This is a genomic window from Paraburkholderia sp. 22099 (assembly GCF_052045835.1).
Classification (GTDB): Bacteria; Pseudomonadota; Gammaproteobacteria; order Burkholderiales; family Burkholderiaceae; genus Paraburkholderia; species Paraburkholderia terricola.
Genome location: NZ_JBQEPU010000040.1, coordinates 20,972 through 44,214 on the forward strand (window position 1 = coordinate 20,972; position 23,243 = coordinate 44,214).

Here is a 23,243-nt window from a genome sequence, read left to right on the forward strand (position 1 = left end):
GATCTACTGATCGACGCCTCCGTGTTATTGAACAGGGTGTCGAGGCTTCCAACCGTATCGCGCGCAATGCGCTGTGCGAAACGGACGGGCGAATTTTGTGTGCTTGCCGCGAAGATTAGGCGTGTCGGTTTGCTTATGCAAAACAGCTCAGATCCGGCCGGCGCCCGCACTGCGACGCCGAGACCGGCTGCCAGGTTCTAACCTTGAACCCGATGCTTGCGAGCGTTACTGATCGACGTCGAGTCGTCCGTAAGCGCCGTTGCTGCCGCTATTGGGACCGGCGGCAAAAAACAGCGTATTGGTGGGTTGAGCGTTCAATCCGTTGCCGAAGGCGATGCCCCACAGACCCGCAATCGTGATCGGCGCCCCGTTCCTTTGCGTCAACGCGCCTGCTGCCGCACCGGTCTGCGGATCGAAGGCATGGAGCGTGCCGTCACCGAAATTGCCGACGATCAGCTTGTTGCTGAACGGCCCGAAGTTCGACGGCGCGATCGTGATGCCCCACGGTGCGTTCAGATCGCCACCCGTTGCGAAACGTTTCTGCAACGCGCCGCTCATGTCATATACATCGATCACGCCTTGACCCGCCGCGTGCACGGACCTCCTGGCGCTGCTGTCCTGCTTCGCGTATGCAACGAAGAGACTGTTGCCGATGGCCTGAATGCCGAACGGTGCGAAACCGGCGGGCAACGATGGGTCGACGAAGCGGCCGCTCGTCGTGAGCTTGTTGAACGCGCTGTCGAACACGTCGATCTTGTTGTTGTGAAAATCGGCAGCGTAGAGACGGCCGGCGCCGTTGTCGGCGCCGATCGCGAGACCGGTGTACTCGGCTGCGCCGGCCGCGTCGTCGTAGACGGTGACTGCCGACGTGAGATTGACTGTCGGAGACCACGCGGCGATCGTGCCCGCGAGCGTCGCGAAGACAAATGCGCTCGTTCCCGACACGCCGTTCTGGCTCACCGCGAAGTTGCTCGCCCCGCTGAACACGATTCCCGTCGGTCCTGCCGGGCCGTTCGTTCCCGCCGGGATCGAAACGACCAGTTGTTGCGGAACGCCGTTGCCGTCATACAGCGTGGACTTTTGCGAGCCCGCGTCGGCGACCCACACGAAGCCTTGCGGGTTGAACGCGATCCCCCAGCCGTCCTTGAGGTTCGCGTCGGTGTTCGAAGCGGGAACACCGCCGTCCGATACCACGACGCTCGACTTGTAGCCGACCGGTTGAACGGAATTGCCGTCGCCGCCGCAGCCGGCGAGGCTTGCAGCGAGTGCGGCGGATAGGGTCAATTTGAATAGCGTCGAACGCACGAGAGCCATGAGTTTTTCCTTTTTAATAAGTTGTCGCGTGCGTAAGTACCGCCCAACTTACTAAAAGTTACGTCAGCAAGGAAAAATGCTCGAACGCTGCCGCCGCCGATGGCACGTCACTCCGGCGGAATCTCGAGCGGCACGACAAACAGGCCCGGCATGTACGCCATATGGAAATAGCCGCAGCGTGCGTAAGCGGCGATGCGTTCGAGGCGCTCGGGCCGCTCGGGCAATTGGCAACGATAGGCCGCGGCTGTCACGTCGGAAGATGATTCAGACTTGGCAACCGTATAGGCCGCTCGCTTCGGCCAGTGCTTCGCGAGGCTTCGCACAGGATGTCGAAGCGCGCCCCAGATAAGCGTCGCTGAAAGTGCGGTCACGGCGGCCTCCGTCGATTCATTGCCATGCGAACGAATCTAGCCAGCCGGAAACGCGAGCGCAAACAAGCTTTTGTGGATTGTTATTCGGAGAACCTGTCGAACGCTAATCGCGCCGGATGCTTGACGACGCGGCAGGCTCCACCGCCCGGCGTGCGAGGCAGCCAGCGCATCGTGCGCGCCATGTTCCCTCGCGCTTCTATCCGCCGGAAGCGGTGACCGCGGCGCCCGCCGCTTCGGCCCGCTTGGTGGTGAAGTTCCAGCGCAGCGCCGTGGCCGTCTCGACCGGCGCCGGCAAGAGTCCCGCTCGATAAAAGGTGTCGGCGATCTTTTGTTGCTCACCGAAATTCCGCGTGTCCACCGCACGCACCGCATAACTGCGGCGTCCATTCGCACGCTCGATCGTCGCCGCGTCCAGGCCCCAGATGGGCGCGAGCAGCTTCGCGGCATCCTCGGGATGGCTGCGAACCCAGGCTCCCGCCGACGACAACTGTGCGAACACGGTGCTGATCACCTCGGGGTGTGCCGCGGCAAAGCTGCTGGACGCGAGGTAGTACCGCTGATACGACGCGAGCCCGTCGCCGTCCGCGAGAATGCGCACGTCCGGCGTTTTATCGACCGCCGCGACATACGGGTCCCAGGTGACCCACGCATCCACGCTGCCGCGCTCGAACGCGGCGCGTCCGTCGGCGGGCGTCAGATAGCTGATGCGCGCGTCAGCGGGTGCGAGACCCGCCTTGGCGAGCGCGGCGAGCAGCAGGTAGTGGCTGCCCGCGGCCTTGGTCACCGCGATGCGCCGGCCCTTGAGATCGGCAAGCGTATGCAGCGGCCCGTCACGCTTCACGATGATGGCCTGCGCGCCGGGCGACGGCGCTTCCTGCGCGACGTACACGAAGCTTGCGTGAGCGGCCTGAGCGAACACCGGGACCGTATCGGCCACGTCGGCGCTGAAGTCGACCGCGTCCGCGTTGAGCGCCTCGGTCAGCGGCAAGCCGCTCGCGAACTCGTTCCAGCTAATGCTCACGCCCAGCGGCGCGAGCGCCTGCTCCAGCGAGCCGCGCGCCTTGAGGATGGTGATGAGCGTCGAAGACTTCTGATAGCCGATCCGCAGCTTGACCGGCGTTGCGGCAGTGCCGGCGGTTTGCGCATGGGCGGCGCCCACGACGAGCAGCGAAATCAGCGCCGCTCGCGCGAGCAATCGAAAGATGGAAAATGTCACGGCTCGAAATTCCGCTCTGATGGGTACGATGAAGCTGCGATCGTAGCAATGCCGGGCCGCGCGGATAAGCGAGCGTTTCAACTATGCTTAGCAGGGGAACGCATAACGTCAAACAGCGGCATATGAAACATGCCGCTCGAAACGCGGCGCTACGCCAGCACGTTCGAGAACACCCGCTCCGCCAGATGATTCGAATCCGTTCCGCTGTTGAGCACGCCGACCGCCTTCAGATCGTCGGCATAGAGCGAGATTTCCTTCTTGAACGCATCGCCTACCGGATGATGGCGATCGGTGTGGCTCTTCAGCATGGCAGCCAATTGCCCGACATCGGCGGACGGCGTATAGGCCGAAAAGATCGCGGCTGCGTCGTCCGGATGATTGGCGGTCCACTCGGTGGCTTCGAGCAACGCCTGCGTCAACGACTGCGCGGTGGCGCGATCCTTGCGCACCAGCGAACCGCGCACGCCGAGCACGCAGCACGAGCGCGTTTGATATTCGCCGCACAGATTGTTCGACACCTCATGCAGATGATCGGATTCGCGGATCGTCCAGATGGTCGGATCGCCGTCCGCGATGGCCTGCACTTCGCCCTTCTTCAGCGCCTCGCCCAGCAGGTTCGCCGGATACTGACGCCAGTTCACGTCGCGCTCGGGATCGACGCCGAGCTTCTTCAACACGATCGCGAAGAAGTTCTTGGTCGGGCTCGCCATGTCGCTGACGCCGATCGTGCGGCCCTTCAAGCCCGCGAGATCCACGATGCCGGACGCGCGCGTCGCCAGCAAGCGCATACAGCCGCCATGAATCCCGGCCGTGAGTTTCACGTCGAAGCCCTGCTCCAGCGGCTTGATCCAGCGCAGCGCCATGCCGACGCCCGCGTCGGACTTGCCCGTCGCGATTGCCTCGAGCAACTGGTCGGTGGAACCCGAGAAGTTCACGAGTTCGACCTGCAAGCCGTGCCGCTCGAAAAAGCCCTGCTTCACCGCGACGGCCACCGGCGCGGTGCAGATCGCGCCGGCATTCCAGGAGAGCTTGAGCGGCTTGAGCGGAGCCCGCGGCGTTTGCGCCAGCGCAAGCGGGTTCGACAGGCTCAGCGACGCGCCGCCGAGCGCCGCCGCGCCCGCGCGCCAGGCCGTGTTGCGCAACCATGCGCGGCGAGCCGGACTGAGCGGAGATCGATCGTAGGGATTGTTCATGGTCGGGTTGTTCCTCTGGTCGTTTATCGATTGTGGTAGCCGTTCAAGTGTCGAGCCCGAGTTGCGCGAGCACCTCGCGGCGCAGCGCCACCAGTTTCGGATCGTCGCGATGGCGCGGATACGGCGCGTCGTTGCGCACTTCGGCAATCACACGCGCCGGCCGCTCGCTGAAGACGATCACGCGAGCGGCGAGCAGCAGCGCTTCTTCCACGTCGTGCGTCACCAGCAGCACGGAAAAACGAGCGTCCTGCCAGAGCCGCGCCAGTTCACCTTGCATGCGGATGCGCGTGAGAGAGTCGAGCTTGCCGAACGGCTCGTCCAGCACCAGCAGCGCCGGATCGTTGACGAGCGAGCGCGCCAGCGCGACCCGCTGCGCCATGCCGCCCGACAGTTGATGCGGAAACGCCTCGGCGAAATCGCTGAGACCGACCAGTTCGAGCGCGGCGTCGATGCGCCGTTGCGCCTGTTCTTCCTGCGCGCCGCCGCGCCATGCAAAGCGTGCGCGCTGCGCCTGCGGACCGATCCCCACGTTGCCGCGCACCGTGCGCCACGGGTACAACGTGGGGTCCTGGAACACCACCACGCGCGACGGATCGGGTCCCGTGATCGCCGCGCCGTCGGCCTGCACGCTGCCCTGGGTCGGCGTATCGAGTCCGGCCACGAGCCGCAGTAAGGTGGACTTGCCGCAGCCGCTCGGGCCGAGCAGCGCGGCGAACTCGCCCGGCTCCACGGTGAAGCTGACGTCGTGCAGCACCGGCAACGCCGCGCCGCGCAGGGCGAATTGATGACTGACGTGGCGCACGTCGATGCGCGCGCCGCCGGAGAGCGGAGCCGCGACAGCGGCGGACCGATTCAATGCTTCGGCTACGGCTACCATTTGAGCAATCCTTTTTGCCAGGCCAGCAAGCGGTCACGCAGACGGAACAGCAACGTGATCAGGCCGGAACACATCAGCGCCATCACCAGTAGCGCGGCATACATATTCGAATACGCGGCCCAGCCCTGGGCCCACTGCAAATACCAGCCGAGCCCGGCTTTCACGCCCATCATTTCCGCGACGATGAGCACCGAGAACGACGCGCCCAGCCCCATGAACAGACCGACGAACACCGATGGCAACGCGGCCGGAATCGCCACGCGCAGAATCAGAAAAGCGGGTCTCGCGCCGAGCGTGCGCGCGATGTCGTAATAAGCCGGATTCACCCCGGCCACGCCCGACCAGGTCAGCACCGCGACCGGGAACGCGGTCGCCAGCGCGATCAGGAACACGCTCGCGCTAAAGCTCGATGGAAAGAAGAAGAACGCCAGCGGCAGCCACGCGGTGGCCGGCAACGGTCCAATCAGACGCAGCACCGGATGCACCCAGTAACTCACCGCCTGCGACCAGCCGATGCTCACGCCCGTCACGAAGCCCGCGGCCGCGCCGAGCACGTAGCCGTAGGCGAGCAAACCGAACGAATGCACCACGCTCGTGCCGAGCCGCGGATAGTCCTCGGCATAGACGCCGATCAGCGCTTGCGGCGGCGCGAAGAACGGCCGCGGCAGCCATTCGAGTTGCGCCGTGACGGCTTCCCATGCGCTCACGCCGAGCGCCAGCGCGAGCAGCCACGGCATCGCGCGAAGCCATGCGCCGATGCGCGTGGGCGTGGCCGCCGTTGCGGAAGGACCGCGCCACCCCGCGATCGCGGTTGCCGCCGCGAATGCCGCGAGCAGCAGTTTGAGCGCGATGAATTCGTTCGTGTACGGCCAGTCGTCGAGACTCGGCCACCACTCGGTCAGCGCCGCGCTGGTCAACCAGGCTAATGTGGCGAGCCCAGCTATCAGGGTGGCGCGGATGACGTCGCGTGAAGCCGTATCGCCGGCCTCGCCTCGCGCCGCGATCGAATCGAACTGGGTGGACATGATGCTGCCGCCTCCTTGCCGGTTTGGCTGAAGCCTTGCATGGTAGCCACGCCGTTCCTGTGTGCAAAACGACGAATTCGACTATGCAAATCGGCAATCGCGCTTGCGCGTTTTTCGCGCTGCGCGAGCAGCAGGATTCGAACGTCCGCTGATTTTCTTATGTGCAATGATTGGTTGGATTCGAGCACCGGCGAACTTAACGTGAGAGCCGACGGCCTGTGAGCCGGCGGCATACGTCTCGTTGAGTGCTTCGGTCGGCACGCGCAGCCGTTATTACGCGACGTGCGTTTGCGATTGCCCGCCTGGATTTCCAGCAACCGGCCATGCACGCCGACATGTAGTCCAGGATTCAAGGCATGTTGGCGCGTGCAGCTCGGGCGGAGATCGACGGCCTGAAGCTGATTACCTACACCCCATTTCTACGACGCAAGTAGCCGCTCGAAGCGGGGTTTCCGCTTTACCGCACACCTGCAGGCCGTTCTAACGGAGCGCGGCTGAGCGATCACGGCTACCGACTTGCGACCGCGCTAGGGTTTCTTCGGCGCGCACAGGCGTGAAAGCGCTGCTGACTGACAGGCATCGAGAATTTCGTCCGCCAGAGGCGAGTCATCGGGACAGGCTCGTGAGAGCATGACCGCGCCCACGACCTGCGCAATCGCGTCGATTGCTCTCGCTCGCGCTTCGCGCCGAGCCGCCACCCTCCTGGCGCCATGTTCGTTTTCAAAACTCGCCAGCAGCCGTTCAATACCATCGGCAAAGGCTTGCTTGACCTGCTTCGGCTGACGCGCGGCGTCCGCGGATAACGCCGCCATCGTGCAGCCGGTGCCAACATCGTCACGGTGCTCTCGCGACAAATACTGCTTGATGAACGCGGCAATGTCGGCGCCCGCGGTTTTGGCCGCCGACTGCGAAAAACCACAGGCCGCGGCCTCCGCCATCAGGTCGGCCTTGGAGCCGAAGTGCTTATAGAAGCCGCCGTGGGTGAAGCCGGCGGCCGCCATCAAATCCGCCACGCCCACCCCGTCGTAGCCCCGCTCACGAAACAGCGTCGAAGCGGTCTCGACGATGTGCGCCCGGTTCGCCTGCGCCTGCGCTTTAGTGACCTTCATGTTCAGGGCCTCTCTCTTCGGCTAACGCCACGCTAAAGTCCTCACTATACATTGATGTCGCTCATCATCAAAGACGTTGACATTTTTGATTACGAGCATCATCATTAAGCGAATCGCATCGGAATGGCGATGCATTCGTTTATCGGCGCCGGAAGAACGACTCCGGCGCTCACGTGTGCGTGCATCCCGCGCCCCGGTTTCTCCAGACATCCACGCTATAGGCACGACATGACCCACAAGTCGCTCTTCGATTCCTGCACTCTCGGTGCGCTCACGCTGTCCAACCGTATCGTCATGGCCCCGTTGACGCGCAATCGTGCGGGCCAGGGGCTGGTGCCCACCGATCTGACCGCCACCTACTATGCCCAGCGCGCCTCGGCCGGCCTGATCATCACCGAGGCCACCCAAGTCTCCGCTCAGGCCCAGGGCTATCAGGACACCCCCGGCCTGTACACCCAGCAACAGATCGACGGCTGGCGCAAGGTCACCGATGCGGTCCACGCCCAGGGCGGCCGCATCTTCGTGCAGTTGTGGCATGTCGGCCGCATCTCGCACGTCGATCTGCAGCCGGATGGCGCCGCGCCGGTCGCGCCCTCGGCCATCCGCGCCGAGACCAAGACCTTCGTCAACAACGGCTTTGCCGATGTCTCCGAGCCGCGTGCGCTGCAACTGGACGAACTGCCAGGCATCGTGAACGACTTTCGCCAGGCCGCGGCCAACGCGATCGAGGCGGGCTTCGACGGCGTCGAGATTCACGGCGCCAACGGCTATCTGCTGGAGCAGTTCATCAAGGACGGGGCGAATCACCGCACCGACGCATACGGCGGTTCCATCGAGAACCGTGCGCGCCTTCTATTGGAAGTCACTGCCGCGGTCGTTCAGCAAATCGGCGCCGACCGCACGGGCGTGCGCATCTCGCCGGTGTCGCCAGCCAACGGCATCGCCTGCAGTGACCCGCAGCCACAGTACGACTACATCGTCGAGCAGCTCAGCGCGCTCGGCGTCGTCTACCTGCATGTCGTCGAGGGGGCCACCGGCGGCCCACGCGACGTGGCGCCGTTCGACTACGCCGCACTGCGCAGCCGCTTCAAGCAGACTTATCTCGCCAACAACGGCTACGACCTCGGCCTCGCCACCGCCAGCCTCAATGACGGCAAGGCCGATCTGTTCGCCTTTGGCCGCCCGTTCATCGGCAATCCGGATCTGGTGGGGCGCCTTAAAGCCGGCGCGCCGCTGGCGACGTTGAACCCGGCCACGCTCTACGGCGGCGGCGCCGAAGGCTATATCGACTACCCCACGCTGGCCGAAGCCAGCACTAGTTAATCAACCGGCACGGCCGCCCCGATTGCTGGGCGGCGACGGTCCACACCCAACCCACGGAACCGACAAGATGAACACCCTCCCCACTGTCCTCATTACCGGCGCCTCGTCCGGCATCGGCGCGATCTATGCGGAGCGCCTCGCGCGCCGCGGCCATCCTCTCGTTCTCGTCGCGCGCGACAAGGCGCGGCTGGATGCACTGGCAGCCCGCCTGCGCGACGAAACGAAAATCGAGGTCGAGGTGCTCCAGGCCGACCTGACGCAGCCGTCCGATCTGGCCGCGGTCGAATCCCGTCTGCGCGAAGACGCCGGTATCCGCGTCCTGATCAACAATGCCGGCCTCGCTCAGTCAGGCGGCTTCGTCGAGCAGACCGCCGACGCCATCGACCGTCTGGTGACCCTCAATATCACCGCCCTGACGCGGCTTGCGGCCGCCATCGCCCCGCGCCTCGCGCAGGCCGGCGAAGGCGCGATCGTCAACATCGGCTCGGTGGTCGGTCTCGCGCCGGAGTTCGGCATGTCGGTCTACGGCGCGACCAAGGCGTACGTGCTATTCCTGTCGCAGGGCATGAGCCTGGAACTGGCGCCCAAGGGCGTTTATGTTCAAGCCGTGTTGCCGGCGGCCACGCGCACCGAGATATGGGAGCGCGCCGGCATCGACATCAACACGCTGCCCGAAGTCATGGAAGTGGGTGAACTGGTCGACGCGGCGTTGGTCGGCTTCGACCGCCGCGAATTAGTCACGATACCGCCGCTTCACGTCGCCGAGCGTTGGGACGCGCTCGACTCCGCACGCCAGGTTTTGCTCTCCGACATCCGTCAGGGAGAGGCTGCGGAACGTTATCGGGCAACTCAGTGATGCTGTCCGCCGATAGGGCGATGAATCATCCCGGCCCCCGTTCGGTTCAGGTCACTGGCGCTCGCTGAACAAACCCCCGGCATCGAGCGGCATGCGTCAGCCAGCGTCGCTCGCACCGACGGCCGCGCCGGGAAGCACGACGATTTTCCCGCGCCTGCCGCGGTCGAATGTTGCCAGCACAGCGTCCCTTGCGTTTGCGAGAGCGAAAGTGATGGTCGCAGGTGGCCGAAGGTGGCCGCGGGCAACCATCGAGAACAGCGCGGTGCGTACACGCCGCGCCTGTTCCGGCCGGTTGGCCAGGAAGTACCGTATATCGACGCCATGCAGGGTCGCGTTCTTGAGAAGCGCCAGGTTGACCGGAAGCGACGGAATGGCGCCACCCGCAAATCCGATCACGAGATAGCGGCCGCCTTTGGCGAGGGAGCGGAATGCCGGCTCCAGCATGTTTGCGCCGACCGGGTCGAGCACGACGTCGACGCCTTCCGGCGCGACTCGCTTGAGCGCCTCCCGCCAATCCGGAAGGCTGTAGTCGATCGCGGCCACTGCACCTAGCTCGCATGCGGCTTCACGCTTGAACTCGCTCGACGCCGCCGCGATCACGCGCGCCCCGGCATGCACGGCAAGCTGAATGGCGGCGGACGACACCGCACCACCCGCGCCAAGCACGAGCAACGTATCGGCGGCCGTCAACCGTCCCTGATCGAACAACGCATAGTGTGCCGTCTGATAGTCCACCAGCATGGCTGCGGCAACGGGCATCGGCAGCTCGCCGGGGACAACGTCCACGTCGGCGGCGTCGACCACCACGTATTCCGCCAGGCCTCCGCCAAGCTGCCACGTGACGACGCGCTCACCGACAAGTTGCCCCGTCACGCCCGAACCGACGGCGTCGACCACGCCGGCAATTTCTCCGCCCGGCACGTAAGGCAGGCGCGGCTTGATCTGATAGCGGCCTTGCATCATCAGCCCGTCGACGAAACCAAGAGCCGTTGCTTCGATGCGAATCCGCAGTTGGCCGTGTTCGGGCTCTGGCAACGGCTCATCGACCAACGCATAGGAGCCGAGATCGAACGCTGTTCCTGAGAAGCTTTGCACGCTTTACCTCCCTCTCGAACATCATGACCAGCGCGCGCACCAATACGCCGCACCGATACGCGCGAATACGGCCGCACTCGACCGACCGTAGTCGCACTTTACAGCGCATGGCGCGCTCAGCGGACCCACCGCTTCATCCCGCCAGCCTCGTGATCGCTACCCGGCTGCCCGCTTGCTCGCGCAGACGAAACTTCTGGATCTTCCCGGTAGCGGTCTTGGGCAATTCCCCGAAAATCACGCGACGCGGGCATTTGAAATGCGCCAGTCGCTCCCTGCAGAACAAGATGACATCCTGCTCCGTGATGTGGGAGGCATCCGGCTTCAGTTCGATAAACGCACAAGGCGTCTCGCCCCATTTGTCATCCGGCTGCGCGACCACGGCCGCGTTCAGAACACCCGACATGCGATAAATGACCTCCTCCACCTCGACGGACGAAATGTTCTCTCCACCCGAGATAATGACGTCCTTGGAGCGGTCGGTGATCTGGATATAGCCATCGGAATGAACGACGGCAAGATCGCCGGTATGGAACCAACCGCCGGCGAAAGCTTTCGCCGTTGCGTCGGCATTCTTGAAGTATCCCATCATCACCGTATTCCCCCGGACCAGAACTTCACCGCAAGACTTGCTATCGGCGGGCACCGGCTCAAGCGTCGCGAGATCGGCGACCGACATTTTCTCGAACGCCGCCGCGCGTACCCCTTGCCGCGCTTTCAGTCTCCCTTGTTGCTCCGGCGACAACGTATCCCACTCGTCGTGCCAGGCGCAGCTGATGGGCGTGCCGGAGATCTCGGTAATTCCAAAGACATGGTCGACGTCGAATCCCATCGCGCCCACGGCCTCCAGAACCGCTGCCGGCGCCGGCGAGCCGGCGGTAAGGACGCGCACCCGACGCGGCAGCGGCTGCCGTTCCGATTGAGGCATGCTCGCGATGCCCGACAGCACAATCGGCGCCGCACAAAAATGATCGACCCCGTGCTCGGCGACGGCGGAGAGAATATTCGCGGCATTCACCTTGCGCAAACAGACGTGCGTTCCCGCCGCCGCAGTAATCGCCCATGTGAAGCACCAGCCGTTCGCGTGAAACATGGGAAGCGTCCACAGGTAAATCGGCGCACGCGGGAGCGGCCAGTTCGTCATCTGCAACAGGCTCATCAGATAGGTGCCGCGGTGGCTCGGAACGACGCCCTTCGGATCGCCGGTCGTACCCGAGGTGTAGTTCAATGCGATGGGCGTCCACTCGTCGAGCGGGCGGCGGCCCGCAAATGCCGGATCACCGCTCGCCAGCAGCGACTCATAATCAGTTTCCCCGATGGCGGGGCCGTCAGGCGCTTCGTGATCGTTGATGTCGATCACACGCGGCGGATTGGGAACCGACTGCAATGCCTTCTCGACCAGCGGAGCCAGTTCGCGGTCCACCAGCAGGAGCTTGCATTCTCCGTGGCGCAGAATGAATGCAACACCGTCGACATCGAGGCGGCAATTGATGGCATTGAGCACAGCCCCCGAGAGAGGCACGCCGAAGTGCGCCTCAAGCATGGCCGGCGTGTTCGGCGCGATGATCGACACGGTATCGCCCGGTTCGATCCCCAACTGAACGAGCGCCGACGCGAGGCGATAGCAACGCTCGCGGGTTCTCGCCCACGTCTGCCGGAAGCCGCCATGAACGATCGCGGTTCGATCCGGATAGACGTCGGCGGTTCGATCGAGGAAGGTCAGTGGCGTCAATGGAACGTGGTTTGCCGCGTTCTTCTCGAGTCCTCGAGAATAGGCCGTTGCACTCATGACTTTGTCTCCATTCATTCTTGGTAGAAAGTAGTGAAATCGCCGACCGGACTGCGCTCCGTGACGAGAGAGTTCTCGATGCAGTTGTGATCCGCATAACCCAGGCTCATTCCGCACACCAACATGTGGTTGTCGGGAATGGAGAGTTCGTTGGCGATGACACGGTGGAACTTGTTGAAAGCCGCCTGCGGGCAGGTGTCGAGGCCTCGCGCGCGGGCCGCAATCATGACGCTTTGCAGGAACATGCCGGTGTCCAGCAGACTGCCTTCACGCATGACCCGGTCGACCGTGAAGAACAGGCCGACGGGTGCATCGAAGAAGCGGTAGTTGCGGCCGTGCTGCACATGCATCCGCTCCTTGTCGCCCTTCTCGATGCCCAGCAGGCCATACAGGTTCCAACCGACCGCACGCCGGCGATCCACATACGGTGCGATCCATTCGCGCGGGTAGTAATCGTAGGGCTCGTCCAGGTCGGAACTGCGGGCAGGATCGTCATTGATCTCATTGATGGCGGCAGACAGGCGCGACTTCATCGCGCCTGTCACGACATGCACATGCCAGGGCTGGATGTTCACGCCGGTTGCGCTGAAACGGGCAACGTCGAGGATGGACTCGATTTGCCCACGAGAAACCGGTGTGGACAGGAAAGCACGGACGCTGCGCCGCGTGACGAGTGCCCAATCGACGGCCCGGTTCACGTCGGCAAGCGAGCTCAAGGGAGAAGGAGATAGACGGTCCATTTCGATGCCGGCATTGAAAGTTGATCTGCACTGAGCCATGTCGTGTTTGTCGAGGGTAGAGCCCATACGAGCCGCGTTGTTCGCACGCATCCCGGCCATGAAGCGGCATAGGACGGAAACGTCAGCGCCCCGCGCTACCCTGAACCGCGACAACAGGCACGGTGTTCGAGCGATGCGAGTCGGCACGTGTCTGGTTGATCAGCGTCACCGCCGCCGCACCGATGAGGCCAGCCACGCCGATTGCCATGAAATTCTGTTCGAGCGGCAGCTTCAAGGAGACGAGCCAACCAATGAGCACCGGAGCCACGATGGCGCCGACCCGGCCCACGCCGGAAGCAAAGCCGACACCGGTAGAGCGGATCGCATGAGGATAGAAGTCGCCCGCATAAGCATAGGCCAGCAATTGCGTACCGAGCGTCGATGCGCCGACAACGAACACAACGGCAAACAACGACACGGTCGACTTCGTGTAGCCCATCAGTGACAGCGCAACCGCCCCGACGATGTAAAACGCAATCAGCACCCGCTTGATGTTGACCTTGTCGCTGAGCCAACCGCCGAAGATCGCACCGGCAATCGCGCCGACGTTGAAGACGATCACGAAGTTCAATGCCGAACCCAGGCTATATCCCGCCATGGCCATCAGTTTGGTCAACCACGAACTGAGCGCGTAGACCATGAAGAGGCCCGTCATGAACGCGACCCAGATCATCGTGGTACTGAAGCCGCGGCCATCCTGGAAGAGCCGTCGCACCGAAGCGTCCTTGCTTTTGTCCGACGAAGACCCTGCAAACTGCTCCTGACCGCTCAACGGATAGTCGGGCACCAACCGCTTCATCACCGCACGCAGTTCGTCGCGCCGGCCGCTTTTGACCAGGAAGGTCATCGAGTGCGGCATCGTTTTGATGATGAACGGGATCAGCAGCACAGGCAGGCCCGCGGCAAAAAAGACGGATTGCCAGCCATAGCTGCCGATAAGCTGCTTTGCAGTCAGCGCCACCAGAATCCCGCCAATGGAATATCCCGCGAACACCAGCGTCACCAAGCGCGTACGCAGCGCGTTAGGCGAGAACTCCGCCATCTGCGCGGTGACGATCGGCAAGACTCCGCCAATGCCCAGGCCGGCGATGAATCGCGTGACGCTGAAACTGATAGGATCGCTCGTCAACCCGGCGGCCGCCGTGAAAAGACTGAACAGGGCCACGCATACGCACATCATCATGGGGCGACCGAAACGGTCAGCCAGCGTGCCAAGGAAAATGGCCCCGAGCATGACGCCGAAAAGCGTCGAGCCGGCCATGACGCCGGCGCTGGTCGCGTCGATGCGCATGTCCTTCATGATCGACGGCAGCGCCGCACCCACGACGGCAAGATCGTAGCCGTCGAGTATCAGCATCAACACACACCAGAACAGGACAAGGGTATGAAAGCCATTGAATCTGGCCTGACCCGCGAGTGAGTGCACGTCTATCTGGTTCATGTCGTCTCCTTCGGTTTAATGTCGTGGATGAAGTCCACGCGGGCTCCAACGGCGCCCTCGATGGAGCGGCCTTGTCGCGGCTCGGATCGGCCGTTGGTACCCTGCTGTAATCAGTGTGAGATGGACGCGGCTGGCAGTCCATGTCCATCAACTTCAATCTGAATGAGGTCGCCGAACACCGGCGTTGCCGGCGTTCACCCGTGACGAATAGATATGGCCGTCGTTGCGACCGCCTGCGGCGAACTGGCTGCTAATCCGGCGATACGCACGTAAAACTGGACGCTGCGTTCGGGTCGCCGGACCCGTTGTACGCCGGGTAACGCGGATACCTGCAGAGCGGCCGCTCCATTCCTTTCCCGGGATCGACGCTGCGCGTGGCGACGATCTTGCGGCTGGATGGCTTGACCCCCTTCTCGATCCACTCGAACATCGGATTCACGAGATCGACCATGTCGGGTCCACGGCCACCGTTGGGCGTGGCGGCACAATGATCATTCCCCGGAAGCACGTAGTACTCGACGAACTGATCCGCCGCGGATTGCCCTCCCGCCGAAGCAACGAGCTTGTTGTAGTAGTCGGTGGTGTTATTCAGGGTGATCAGCCAGTCCGTCGTTCCGTGAAAGAGCATCAGTTTTCCGTTGCGAGCTCTGAAGCCGCCGAGATCGGGGTTGACCGCATCGATCAGGTTCGCGAGATAGTCGAGCCGCGTGGCGTATGCCTGGGGATCCACGAGCAGCGGATCGACCGAAGGATCCTGCGCACCGAAATACCGCATGTAGTCCCCACCCAGGATCTGATAGGTGGTTCCGCCCACGGCTTGCCATGAAGCGTCGTCAGCGGTCTCCCCGCCTCCTTGCGGGAAAGCGGGCCACGTGTATCGCCCGCCCGCGACGCTTGTCGGCTCGTACAACGTTCTGGCGGACTCGAGTTGCGCGTCGGTGAGACAAGCGTCCGAGTCGGCGGCATTGCACCTCAGTGCCGTCAGGTCGACCTTGCAGGCGTCCGGCCTGCTGATGATGTTGTCTTTCAGTCCATCCAGTTCGTCGCACCGGGATTGCATGAAGTTGGCGATAGTCCGCACCTTGCCGACGCTCAAGGCGGCGCCCGGCTTTGCAAGCTGCCTGAGGATCTTTTGGTACCAGAGAAATTGACCTGTGTACGCATTTGCAGGAGCTCTGGCGATGATGCCGTCGAACAGATCGGGGTGGCGTTGAGCCTGAATCAAGGCCTGCCGCCCGCCGCCCGAGCATCCCTCATAGACGAACCTGGTGTTGTCGAGAGAACCGCCATAGCGCTTGTGCAGAATTGCCTTGGCGGAGGCGAGCACTTTTGGCACGGCAGCGTAGGCATAGTCCTCCAACATCTGCGCGTCGAGCGCGAAGGAGCCTTGGGGATGTTTCGCCGCATCGTGCCCGTGGTTCGTCGCGATGGTGGCGTAGCCCTTCTCAGCGACGCCGGGGCTATATGCCGTCTCGTAGATGATGCCGTCGAAACCGCCGCCGCCCATGAAAAGCACACGATTGTTCCATGTCGTAGGCATTCGGACTTCGAAGGCGAGCTCCTTGGGCAGTTCACCGCGAACAACGCAGGCTTCAGGCACGGAGCCAGCCGCGGGAACCAGGGCGGCCTTCGTGATCGTGGCTCCTTCAAACTGCTGGTTCATAAGCGCGTTGCAGGCGGCTTCGGCAGTCGTTGCCGACTCCCCGGTTGCCAGGTCGTTACCGCCACAGGACGCGAGTACCAGGGAAGCCGCAGCCGGAATGAGACGGGAACGAACGAAAGCCCTCGGGCCAACGCTGTGTGCGCCTTTATGTACCAGGCCTGCCGAACTGGTGGAAGTCGTGCTGATAAGAGTCATGTTGTCTCCGTGCGTGACGCTCGTTATGTCGCGTTCTTCGCAGCGGCAACCACTGAATCCTCAGCAATAAGTCGTTGTTGGCTGGACCGTTGGCACCGTTGCAACCGCAGTGTCAGCCTGGTTGGTCTCGCGATCCATGTCCGCGCACTTCAGCTTGAATGAGGTCTCTGGACATGCCGCGTTAATCGGGCGAAACCGCCCTGCCGTGGCGGTACATTCCGGGGCTGGCCCCGGTCCACTTCCTGAAGGCCCTATGAAATGCGCTGGTTTCCTGAAATCCAGTGCGCGCGGCGACTTCGGCGACCGTGAGAGAACTGCTGGAAAACAACTCGATGGCGATGTCGCGGCGCAATTCGTCTTTCAGTTGCCGGTAGCTCGTGCCTTCGGCCAGCAGGCGGCGTTGCAGCGTGGCCGAGGACAGATTCAGCAACTGCGATAGCGCGTCGAGGTCGGGCCACTCGTCGGGGACCTGGTTTCGCAAACGGCGCCTTACCACGGCAGTCGTGCTGGATTCGTTGCGATATTTAACCAGGATATTGGCTGGCGCGTTCTGCAGGAATGCATGCAGGCTCGTTTCCGTCCCGGACAGTTTGAGATCGAGGAAACTGCGATCGAACCGGATCAAGGTTTCGTCGGCGGAGAATGTCACGTTCTCGCAGAAGCGCATGCGGTAGTCGCTGTCATCGATCGGCGCACAAGCGCGAAACCTCATCTCGATCAGCGGAATCCGTCTGCGTGCCAGCCAACACGCAAGCCCGTGCACGAGGATGAACCACGTACCGTAGGCAAACAGGCGGCGCGTCATGCCGTCATCATGCAGGATGATCAATGCATGCTCGCCCTCGCAGCGTAGCTCCCCATGAATGTCGTCGAGAACCGCACGCAGAAACTTCAGCATGCGACGCAACGCGTGTTCCAGGTTCTCGGCATGCAGAACCGCGTGGCACATCAGCGCGTAACTGCCCCGGCGCAATGGATGGCTGTCCAGACCGAAAAACTCGTCGTCCATCAAGTCGGCCAGCGCCGCCCATAGGCGCGAAAAAGCTAATGCGGGCACGCGGGCTCTCGGGGCATTCAACAATTCCGCCGCGATGCCGGCGTGCTGCAGTGCGGCCGGCACATCCAGATTACGTTGCGTGGCGACCAGAATCGCTTCACGCACCAGGCCGATAGACGTTGTGCCCTTGTCTTGAGCGTCATTCATGGTCAGGTTCCACCCACAGAAGTGCACTGATGTTAATCGCTGCCGGGCGCCAGCGAAACCTGCCACGACTGGGCGCCACCAGTCATCGGGCGACGAGCATCGCGGCAATCGAATCCCCACGACATGTCCGAAAGGCTCATGCACGAAGAGGTCCATGGGCATGGGCTTACTCTCGCCCGACGCTTAGCATCACCAGCCAGTAGATCGTCGCGAACGTGTGCTCACTCCCGGGAGACAGAAGTGCGGATTCAACATAAAGGTTTCGTCGTCACAGGCGGCGGCTCAGGGCTCGGCGCCGCCACGGCGCGCCGTCTGGTGGCGGGCGGCGCCCGCGTGCTGCTCGTGGACCTGAACCACGACGCCGGGACCGCCCTGGCGGCGGAACTGGGCAGCCATGCTTGCTTCGCCAAGGCCGACATATCCGACGCAGCCAGCGCGGAGAGTGCGTTGGCCGCATTCCGCGACACCTTCGGCACGCTGCATGGCCTGATCAATTGCGCAGGCGTCGCACCCGCCGAGAAAGTGCTCGGACGTGAAGGCCCGCACGCGCTAGAAAGTTTCGCGCGCACCGTTCAGATCAACCTGATCGGCGCCTTCAACATGGTGCGGCTGGCCGCGGCCTGCATGGCCGGGAACATGCCGGAGACCGATGGCGAGCGCGGGGTCATCATCAATACCGCTTCAGTCGCGGCCTTCGATGGTCAGATCGGGCAAGCGGGCTACGCCGCCTCCAAAGGCGGCGTCGTGGCGATGACGCTGCCTATCGCGCGCGAATTGGCCCGCCATGGCATTCGGGTGGTCGCCATCGCGCCCGGCATCATGGAGACGCCGATGCTCAAAGGCATGCCCACGGAGGTACAAGACGCCCTCGGCAAGATGGTCCCCTTTCCCGCGCGCCTTGGACGGCCGGATGAGTTTGCGGGCCTTGTGCTGCACATCCTCGACAACACCTACCTCAACGGCGAGGTGATTCGCCTTGACGGCGCCATTCGCATGGCGGCCAGATGAATTCAGCCTCTGGCGTACGCATGACGATTCCTGCTGCCGCCTTGCTTCAGTTGGCTTTCGTTGGCTTCCGTTGGCTTCGGTCGGCTCCAGTTAACCCGACTCGCCGAATCCCGATTGGGTCAGTTGATTCATCGACCACCAAACTTTCCTCACCCCTTGCAACGCCGCCATCGAGCGGCGGATGGAGACTCGCATGCCTGCCTTTTCGACTTCCCATGATCCCGTCGTCATCGTCGCCGCCGCCCGCACGCCGCTGGGTGGTTTCCAGAGCAACTTCGCCTCGCTGACAGCGCCCCAACTGGGCGCCAACGCTATCCGTGCCGCCGTGCATCGGGCCGGGCTCCAGCCGGAGGCCGTGGACGAGGTGCTCATGGGCTGCGTGCTGCCCGCCGGCCTCGGCCAGGCGCCCGCCCGTCAAGCGGCGCTGGCGGCGGGCTTGCCGGTCTCAGCGGGCTGCACCACGATCAACAAGGTCTGCGGCTCGGGGATGAAGGCAACCATGCTGGCGCACGACCTGCTGCTGGGAGGGAGTCAAGAACTGATCGTGGCCGGCGGCATGGAATCCATGAGCAACGCGCCCTACCTGCTGCCCAAGGCCCGCTCGGGCCAGCGCCTGGGGCACGGCCAGATGCTGGACCACATGTTCTTCGACGGCCTGGAGGACCACTATGGCGCCGCCTCCGACGGCCGCCTGATGGGCACCTTCGCCGAGGACTGCGCGCGCCGTTTCGGTTTCACGCGTGAGGAGCAGGACGTCTATGCTTCCACCTCCACGCTGCGCGCGCAGCAGACGCAGCGCGACGGCCTGTTCCGCTGGGAAATCACGCCCGTGACCGTGCCGGGTCGCTGCGGCGAGAAACGCATCGATGACGACGAGGCGCCAGCGAAGGCGCAACTGGACAAGATCCCCACCCTCAAGCCCGCCTTCGCCAGGGACGGCACGGTCACGGCGGCGAATTCCAGTTCGATCGCGGATGGGGCGGCGGCCCTGGTGCTGATGCGCCAGTCCACCGCGCGCGCGCGTGGTTTGGCACCGCTGGCGCTCATCCGTGGGCACGCCACACAGTCACAGGAGCCGGCCTGGTTCACCACTGCGCCCGTGGGCGCGATCCAGAAGTTGCTCGCCAAGGTGGGCTGGCAGGTGGGCGACGTGGACCTGTGGGAAATCAACGAGGCATTCGCCGTGGTCGTCATGGCCGCGATGCGTGAACTGTCGCTGCCGCACGAGCGCGTGAACGTGCATGGCGGCGCCTGCGCGCTGGGTCACCCGATCGGCGCAACGGGCGCGCGCCTCATCGTGACGCTGCTGGGCGCGCTTCGCCAGCGCGGCGCAAGGCGCGGCGTGGCGAGCCTGTGCATCGGTGGCGGCGAGGCCACGGCGCTGGCGCTTGAGATCGTCTGAGCAACATCGTTTCATTTCCAGCGCACGGGCCGTGGCATCACGATGCGATCTCGAACCGCAATCGTCGCGGCTCTCAGGACTTCACCGTCGACGGATGTTCGACCCGGCTCACCAGATAGTCAACCATGCGCTGCGCGGCCGGCTGCAACGCATCGAAACTCTTGAAGCACACGACGAAACGGCGATGTGCCCAGGCATCGGTGAGCGGAATGATCCTGATTCCAAGCGCCGGCCGATACGTCTCGGCCACTTCCACCGGCACGACGCTGATCCCGAGCCCGGCCGCGACCACGCGAAACGCCGCATCGAAGCTCGATACGATCACCCGGTAGGACACGGTCGTGCCCGCGCTCGCCGCCGCGCGCTGCAGCATCGTATGGACGGCCGTCGACGGCAGCAATCCGACATGCTCATACTGCAAGGTCTGATCGAAGCGCAGCGACGCCTCGCCAGCGAGCGGATGATCGCGATGGACCGCGAGCGCGAGCCGGTCCTGCCGATACGGACGATGCTGAAGCCCTTGCAGGTCGACGTTATCCCAGCACACGCCGATGCTCGCCGCGCCTTCGCGTAACTGCCGCACGAGATCGGACGACAGTCGTTCCTCGACATCGACCCGGATGTTCTGATACTCGGGCTCGCGCATGAATGAAGCGATGTCGTCGAGCAGCGCCTCCGCGATCGCGGAGGCCGACGCGCACACGCTCACGCGCCCTTTCAACCCGCCGCCGAACGCGGCGACGTCGCTTGCGATGCGCTCCATCGTGAAGAGCACGTTGCGCGCGTGTTCGAGCAAGGCGACGCCCGCCGCCGTCGGCTGGACGCCGCGCCGCGAGCGCGACAGCAGCGGCACGCCGAGTTCGCTCTCCAGTTGCGCGATGCGCTTGCTGATCGCGGACGGCTCGATGTGCGCCTCCTCCGCCGCCCGCGCGATATTGCGGTGATCGCACACGGCCACGAAAAGCCGCAGCGTCTTGAGGTCGATGTCGCGCATTCGCAGTCTCCAGGTCGCTCGCTCAGACATTCCCGATTGGAACGCCAACCGTTCCAAAATACCGCTTTAAGGTTTCGTTGGAATGTCTAAAGTTAGCACAACGCCGGCAACCCGACGACCGGCACGAGACAAACGGAGACAGCACTCAATGCCCTCGTTCCCCACGAACGTCGTCATTCGCGAAGTCGGTCTGCGCGACGGCCTGCAAAGCATCCAGACGATGCTTCCCACGAAGCACAAGATCGAATGGATCGGCGACGCCTACGCCGCCGGCCAGCGCGAAATCGAAGTCGGCTCGTTCGTGCCGGCGCGGCTTTTGCCGCAACTCGCCGACACCGCTGAACTCGTCGCCTACGCGAAGACGCTGCCGGGCCTCGTAGTCTCGGTGCTCGTGCCGAACCTCAAGGGCGCCGAACGCGCCATCGATAGCGAAGCCGACCTGCTGCTCGTGCCGCTCTCCGCGAGCCACGAGCACAGCCTCGCCAATCTGCGCAAGACACCCGATGAAGTCGTTGCCGAAGTGGCGCGCATCCGGGCCGCACGCGATGCCGCCGGTTCGAAGACGCTGATCGAAGGCGGCATCGGCACGGCGTTCGGCTGCACGATCCAGGGCCGCGTCGATCAGGCCGAGGTGCTGCGCTGCATGCAGGCCTTGCTCGATGCAGGCGCGGATCGCGTGAGCATCGCCGATACGGTCGGCTACGCCGGACCCGCCGCCGTGCGCGATCTGTTCGAGAAGGCCCGCGAGATTGCGGGTGAGCGCTTCTGGTGCGGCCACTTCCACGACACGCGCGGCCTCGCGCTCGCCAACGTGTACGCGGCGCTCGAAACCGGCGTCGCACGCTTCGATGCGACGCTCGCCGGCATCGGCGGTTGTCCGCATGCGCCGGGCGCGAGCGGCAACGCGTCGAGCGAGGACCTGGCGTTCATGCTCGCCGACATGGGCATCGAAACCGGCATCGATATTCCCGCCTTGCTGGCACTGCGCGCGAAGGTCGCGCGATGGCTCGAAGGCGAAACGCTTCACGGCGCGTTGTGGCTCGCCGGACTGCCCAAAACCTTCGCGGTTCCGGCTGCGCTCAACGCTTGAGGACATCATGAGCAACGAGACCCGACTTCCCCTCGACGGCGTGCGCGTCATCGAATTCACGCACATGGTCATGGGGCCGACGTGCGGCATGATCCTCGCCGATCTCGGCGCCGAGGTCATCAAGATCGAGCCGCCCGGCGGCGACAAGACCCGCAAACTGCCGGGTCTGGGCATCGGCTTCTTTCGCTCGTTCAACCGCAACAAGAAGAGCGTCGTGCTCGACATCAACACGCCGGACGGCAAGGAAGCGGCGGTGGAACTGATCGGCACCTGCGACGTGATGCTCGAAAACTTCCGCCCCGGTTTGATGACAAAGCTGGGCCTCGACTACGACACGCTGTCGAAGCTATACCCCGGCCTCATCTACGTGTCGCACAAGGGCTTTCTGCCAGGGCCGTACGAGAAGCGCCTCGCGCTCGATGAAGTCGTGCAGATGATGGGCGGCCTGTCCTACATGACGGGCCCGATCGGTCGGCCGCTGCGCGCGGGGACGTCGGTGAACGACATCATGGGCGGCATGTTCGGCGCGATCGGCGTGCTCGCCGCGTTGCGCGAGCGCGAACGCACCGGCCAAGGCCAGGAAGTGCAGAGCGCACTCTTCGAGAACTGCGTGTTCCTCTGCGCGCAGCACATGCAGCAATACGCGATGACCCGCGAGCCGCCGCCGCCGATGCCCGCGCGCGTGTCGGCGTGGAGCGTCTACGACGTGTTCACGCTGGCGGACGGCGAGCAGCTTTTCATCGGCGCGGTCAGCGACAAGCAGTTCATCACGCTGTGCGACGTGCTCGGCCGCCCCGATCTGCCAGCCGAGCCGCGCTTCGCGACCAATGCGTTGCGCGTCGCGATCCGCCCCGAGTTGCTCGACGTTCTCGGCGTCATTCTCAAGGATCATCGCGTTGAAGAACTGTCGCCGAAGCTCGAAGCGGCCGGCATTCCGTATGCGCCGATCGTGCGCCCCGAGCAACTGCTCGACGACCCGCATCTGAAGGCGAGCGGCGGCCTCGTGCCGATGGAAACCGACGACGGCGGCATGACCGAAGTCGTGCTCCTGCCGCTGACGATGGGCGGCCGGCGTCCGGGCGTTCGCCAGGCGCTCGCGCGCGTCGGCGAGCACACGCAGGAAGTGCTGTCGCGTCTGAAGAGCCGGGTGAGCGCATGAGCTTGCGCGCTGAACGCGCATCGAATCACGGAGCGGACTAAACGGCAGATCGCTTGGGCCGTGCGCGAGCAGCGTGCGGGCCCATCACCTTCATACCGGCAGGCGTGCACACAAAAGAATGCCGCCGGTGCACAAAGCAGGAG

20 protein-coding genes are annotated in these 23,243 nt (G+C 64.0%); 6 read left to right on the forward strand and 14 right to left on the reverse strand.

From position 1 onward, the window contains the following. Positions 1 to 225: 225 nt before the first annotated feature. From ACTJLC_RS28010 to ACTJLC_RS28040, 7 genes are all read right to left on the reverse strand, one after another. Complete coding sequence (locus tag ACTJLC_RS28010; protein WP_154872911.1) at positions 226 to 1,314, reverse strand: TIGR03118 family protein; 1,089 nt, start codon at positions 1,312 to 1,314, stop codon at positions 226 to 228. 107 nt (positions 1,315 to 1,421) lie between these two features. Then, positions 1,422 to 1,685, reverse strand: a complete 264-nt coding sequence (locus ACTJLC_RS28015; RefSeq protein WP_310313526.1) for a hypothetical protein — start codon at positions 1,683 to 1,685, stop codon at positions 1,422 to 1,424. Between the two features lie 196 nt (positions 1,686 to 1,881). Continuing rightward, positions 1,882 to 2,889 (reverse strand): aliphatic sulfonate ABC transporter substrate-binding protein, encoded by a 1,008-nt coding sequence (locus ACTJLC_RS28020; RefSeq protein WP_374709813.1) that lies wholly within the window; start codon positions 2,887 to 2,889, stop codon positions 1,882 to 1,884. 161 nt (positions 2,890 to 3,050) lie between these two features. Beyond that, positions 3,051 to 4,094: an ABC transporter substrate-binding protein gene (locus ACTJLC_RS28025; RefSeq protein ID WP_310313523.1), complete on the reverse strand. Its 1,044-nt coding sequence runs from the start codon at positions 4,092 to 4,094 to the stop codon at positions 3,051 to 3,053. 43 nt (positions 4,095 to 4,137) lie between these two features. Beyond that, on the reverse strand, positions 4,138 to 4,971 hold the full coding sequence (locus ACTJLC_RS28030; RefSeq protein WP_310313520.1) for an ABC transporter ATP-binding protein: 834 nt from the start codon (positions 4,969 to 4,971) through the stop codon (positions 4,138 to 4,140). Next, complete coding sequence (locus ACTJLC_RS28035; protein ID WP_310313517.1) at positions 4,965 to 5,996, reverse strand: ABC transporter permease; 1,032 nt, start codon at positions 5,994 to 5,996, stop codon at positions 4,965 to 4,967. The genes ACTJLC_RS28030 and ACTJLC_RS28035 overlap by 7 nt, the downstream gene beginning before the upstream one ends. A 527-nt stretch (positions 5,997 to 6,523) precedes the next feature. Next, positions 6,524 to 7,105 (reverse strand): TetR/AcrR family transcriptional regulator, encoded by a 582-nt coding sequence (locus tag ACTJLC_RS28040; protein WP_154872903.1) that lies wholly within the window; start codon positions 7,103 to 7,105, stop codon positions 6,524 to 6,526. 228 nt (positions 7,106 to 7,333) lie between these two features. On the opposite strand from ACTJLC_RS28040, the gene ACTJLC_RS28045 reads away from it, so the two are divergent. Together ACTJLC_RS28045 and ACTJLC_RS28050 are read left to right on the forward strand one after the other, a co-directional pair. Next, entirely contained in the window at positions 7,334 to 8,428 is a 1,095-nt protein-coding gene (locus ACTJLC_RS28045) for an alkene reductase (protein WP_310313513.1), read from the forward strand. Between the two features lie 67 nt (positions 8,429 to 8,495). Continuing rightward, on the forward strand, positions 8,496 to 9,284 hold the full coding sequence (locus tag ACTJLC_RS28050) for an SDR family NAD(P)-dependent oxidoreductase (protein WP_154872900.1): 789 nt from the start codon (positions 8,496 to 8,498) through the stop codon (positions 9,282 to 9,284). A gap of 96 nt (positions 9,285 to 9,380) precedes the next feature. On the opposite strand, the gene ACTJLC_RS28055 is transcribed toward ACTJLC_RS28050, so the two are convergent. The 6 genes from ACTJLC_RS28055 to ACTJLC_RS28080 all read right to left on the reverse strand — a co-directional run bounded on the left by ACTJLC_RS28055 (position 9,381) and on the right by ACTJLC_RS28080 (position 17,447). After that, positions 9,381 to 10,379, reverse strand: coding sequence for an NADPH:quinone oxidoreductase family protein (locus tag ACTJLC_RS28055; protein WP_440845871.1), 999 nt, complete (start codon positions 10,377 to 10,379; stop codon positions 9,381 to 9,383). 133 nt (positions 10,380 to 10,512) lie between these two features. Beyond that, on the reverse strand, positions 10,513 to 12,165 hold the full coding sequence (locus ACTJLC_RS28060; RefSeq protein ID WP_310313507.1) for an AMP-binding protein: 1,653 nt from the start codon (positions 12,163 to 12,165) through the stop codon (positions 10,513 to 10,515). A gap of 14 nt (positions 12,166 to 12,179) precedes the next feature. Beyond that, entirely contained in the window at positions 12,180 to 12,944 is a 765-nt protein-coding gene (locus tag ACTJLC_RS28065; RefSeq protein WP_310313889.1) for a nitroreductase, read from the reverse strand. A gap of 82 nt (positions 12,945 to 13,026) precedes the next feature. Further along, on the reverse strand, positions 13,027 to 14,385 hold the full coding sequence (locus ACTJLC_RS28070) for an MFS transporter (RefSeq protein ID WP_310313504.1): 1,359 nt from the start codon (positions 14,383 to 14,385) through the stop codon (positions 13,027 to 13,029). 250 nt (positions 14,386 to 14,635) lie between these two features. Then, complete coding sequence (locus ACTJLC_RS28075; RefSeq protein ID WP_440845874.1) at positions 14,636 to 16,243, reverse strand: tannase/feruloyl esterase family alpha/beta hydrolase; 1,608 nt, start codon at positions 16,241 to 16,243, stop codon at positions 14,636 to 14,638. Positions 16,244 to 16,424: 181 nt separating this feature from the next. Then, positions 16,425 to 17,447: an AraC family transcriptional regulator gene (locus ACTJLC_RS28080; RefSeq protein WP_310313887.1), complete on the reverse strand. Its 1,023-nt coding sequence runs from the start codon at positions 17,445 to 17,447 to the stop codon at positions 16,425 to 16,427. A gap of 240 nt (positions 17,448 to 17,687) precedes the next feature. Here ACTJLC_RS28080 and ACTJLC_RS28085 point away from each other — a divergent pair, with 240 nt between their 5' ends. Together ACTJLC_RS28085 and ACTJLC_RS28090 are read left to right on the forward strand one after the other, a co-directional pair. Further along, positions 17,688 to 18,455, forward strand: a complete 768-nt coding sequence (locus ACTJLC_RS28085; RefSeq protein WP_310313498.1) for an SDR family NAD(P)-dependent oxidoreductase — start codon at positions 17,688 to 17,690, stop codon at positions 18,453 to 18,455. Between the two features lie 193 nt (positions 18,456 to 18,648). Next, entirely contained in the window at positions 18,649 to 19,857 is a 1,209-nt protein-coding gene (locus ACTJLC_RS28090; RefSeq protein ID WP_310313495.1) for an acetyl-CoA C-acyltransferase, read from the forward strand. Positions 19,858 to 19,930: 73 nt separating this feature from the next. Here ACTJLC_RS28090 and ACTJLC_RS28095 read toward each other — a convergent pair whose 3' ends face one another. After that, positions 19,931 to 20,851: a LysR family transcriptional regulator gene (locus ACTJLC_RS28095; RefSeq protein WP_310313493.1), complete on the reverse strand. Its 921-nt coding sequence runs from the start codon at positions 20,849 to 20,851 to the stop codon at positions 19,931 to 19,933. Between the two features lie 148 nt (positions 20,852 to 20,999). On the opposite strand from ACTJLC_RS28095, the gene ACTJLC_RS28100 reads away from it, so the two are divergent. Then, complete coding sequence (locus ACTJLC_RS28100; RefSeq protein WP_310313491.1) at positions 21,000 to 21,941, forward strand: hydroxymethylglutaryl-CoA lyase; 942 nt, start codon at positions 21,000 to 21,002, stop codon at positions 21,939 to 21,941. Positions 21,942 to 21,948: 7 nt separating this feature from the next. Then, on the forward strand, positions 21,949 to 23,100 hold the full coding sequence (locus ACTJLC_RS28105; protein ID WP_310313488.1) for a CaiB/BaiF CoA transferase family protein: 1,152 nt from the start codon (positions 21,949 to 21,951) through the stop codon (positions 23,098 to 23,100). Positions 23,101 to 23,243 lie beyond the last annotated feature (143 nt).

Coding starts and splice junctions, on each gene's coding strand:
- ACTJLC_RS28010 (WP_154872911.1), bottom strand. CDS start 1,314: ATGGCTCTCGTGCGTTCGACGCTATTCAAATTGACCCTATCCGCCGCA.
- ACTJLC_RS28025 (WP_310313523.1), bottom strand. CDS start 4,094: ATGAACAATCCCTACGATCGATCTCCGCTCAGTCCGGCTCGCCGCGCA.
- ACTJLC_RS28030 (WP_310313520.1), bottom strand. CDS start 4,971: ATGGTAGCCGTAGCCGAAGCATTGAATCGGTCCGCCGCTGTCGCGGCT.
- ACTJLC_RS28035 (WP_310313517.1), bottom strand. CDS start 5,996: ATGTCCACCCAGTTCGATTCGATCGCGGCGCGAGGCGAGGCCGGCGAT.
- ACTJLC_RS28040 (WP_154872903.1), bottom strand. CDS start 7,105: ATGAAGGTCACTAAAGCGCAGGCGCAGGCGAACCGGGCGCACATCGTC.
- ACTJLC_RS28045 (WP_310313513.1), top strand. CDS start 7,334: ATGACCCACAAGTCGCTCTTCGATTCCTGCACTCTCGGTGCGCTCACG.
- ACTJLC_RS28050 (WP_154872900.1), top strand. CDS start 8,496: ATGAACACCCTCCCCACTGTCCTCATTACCGGCGCCTCGTCCGGCATC.
- ACTJLC_RS28060 (WP_310313507.1), bottom strand. CDS start 12,165: ATGAGTGCAACGGCCTATTCTCGAGGACTCGAGAAGAACGCGGCAAAC.
- ACTJLC_RS28065 (WP_310313889.1), bottom strand. CDS start 12,944: ATGGCTCAGTGCAGATCAACTTTCAATGCCGGCATCGAAATGGACCGT.
- ACTJLC_RS28070 (WP_310313504.1), bottom strand. CDS start 14,385: ATGAACCAGATAGACGTGCACTCACTCGCGGGTCAGGCCAGATTCAAT.
- ACTJLC_RS28075 (WP_440845874.1), bottom strand. CDS start 16,243: ATGACTCTTATCAGCACGACTTCCACCAGTTCGGCAGGCCTGGTACAT.
- ACTJLC_RS28080 (WP_310313887.1), bottom strand. CDS start 17,447: ATGAATGACGCTCAAGACAAGGGCACAACGTCTATCGGCCTGGTGCGT.
- ACTJLC_RS28090 (WP_310313495.1), top strand. CDS start 18,649: ATGCCTGCCTTTTCGACTTCCCATGATCCCGTCGTCATCGTCGCCGCC.
- ACTJLC_RS28095 (WP_310313493.1), bottom strand. CDS start 20,851: ATGCGCGACATCGACCTCAAGACGCTGCGGCTTTTCGTGGCCGTGTGC.
- ACTJLC_RS28100 (WP_310313491.1), top strand. CDS start 21,000: ATGCCCTCGTTCCCCACGAACGTCGTCATTCGCGAAGTCGGTCTGCGC.
- ACTJLC_RS28105 (WP_310313488.1), top strand. CDS start 21,949: ATGAGCAACGAGACCCGACTTCCCCTCGACGGCGTGCGCGTCATCGAA.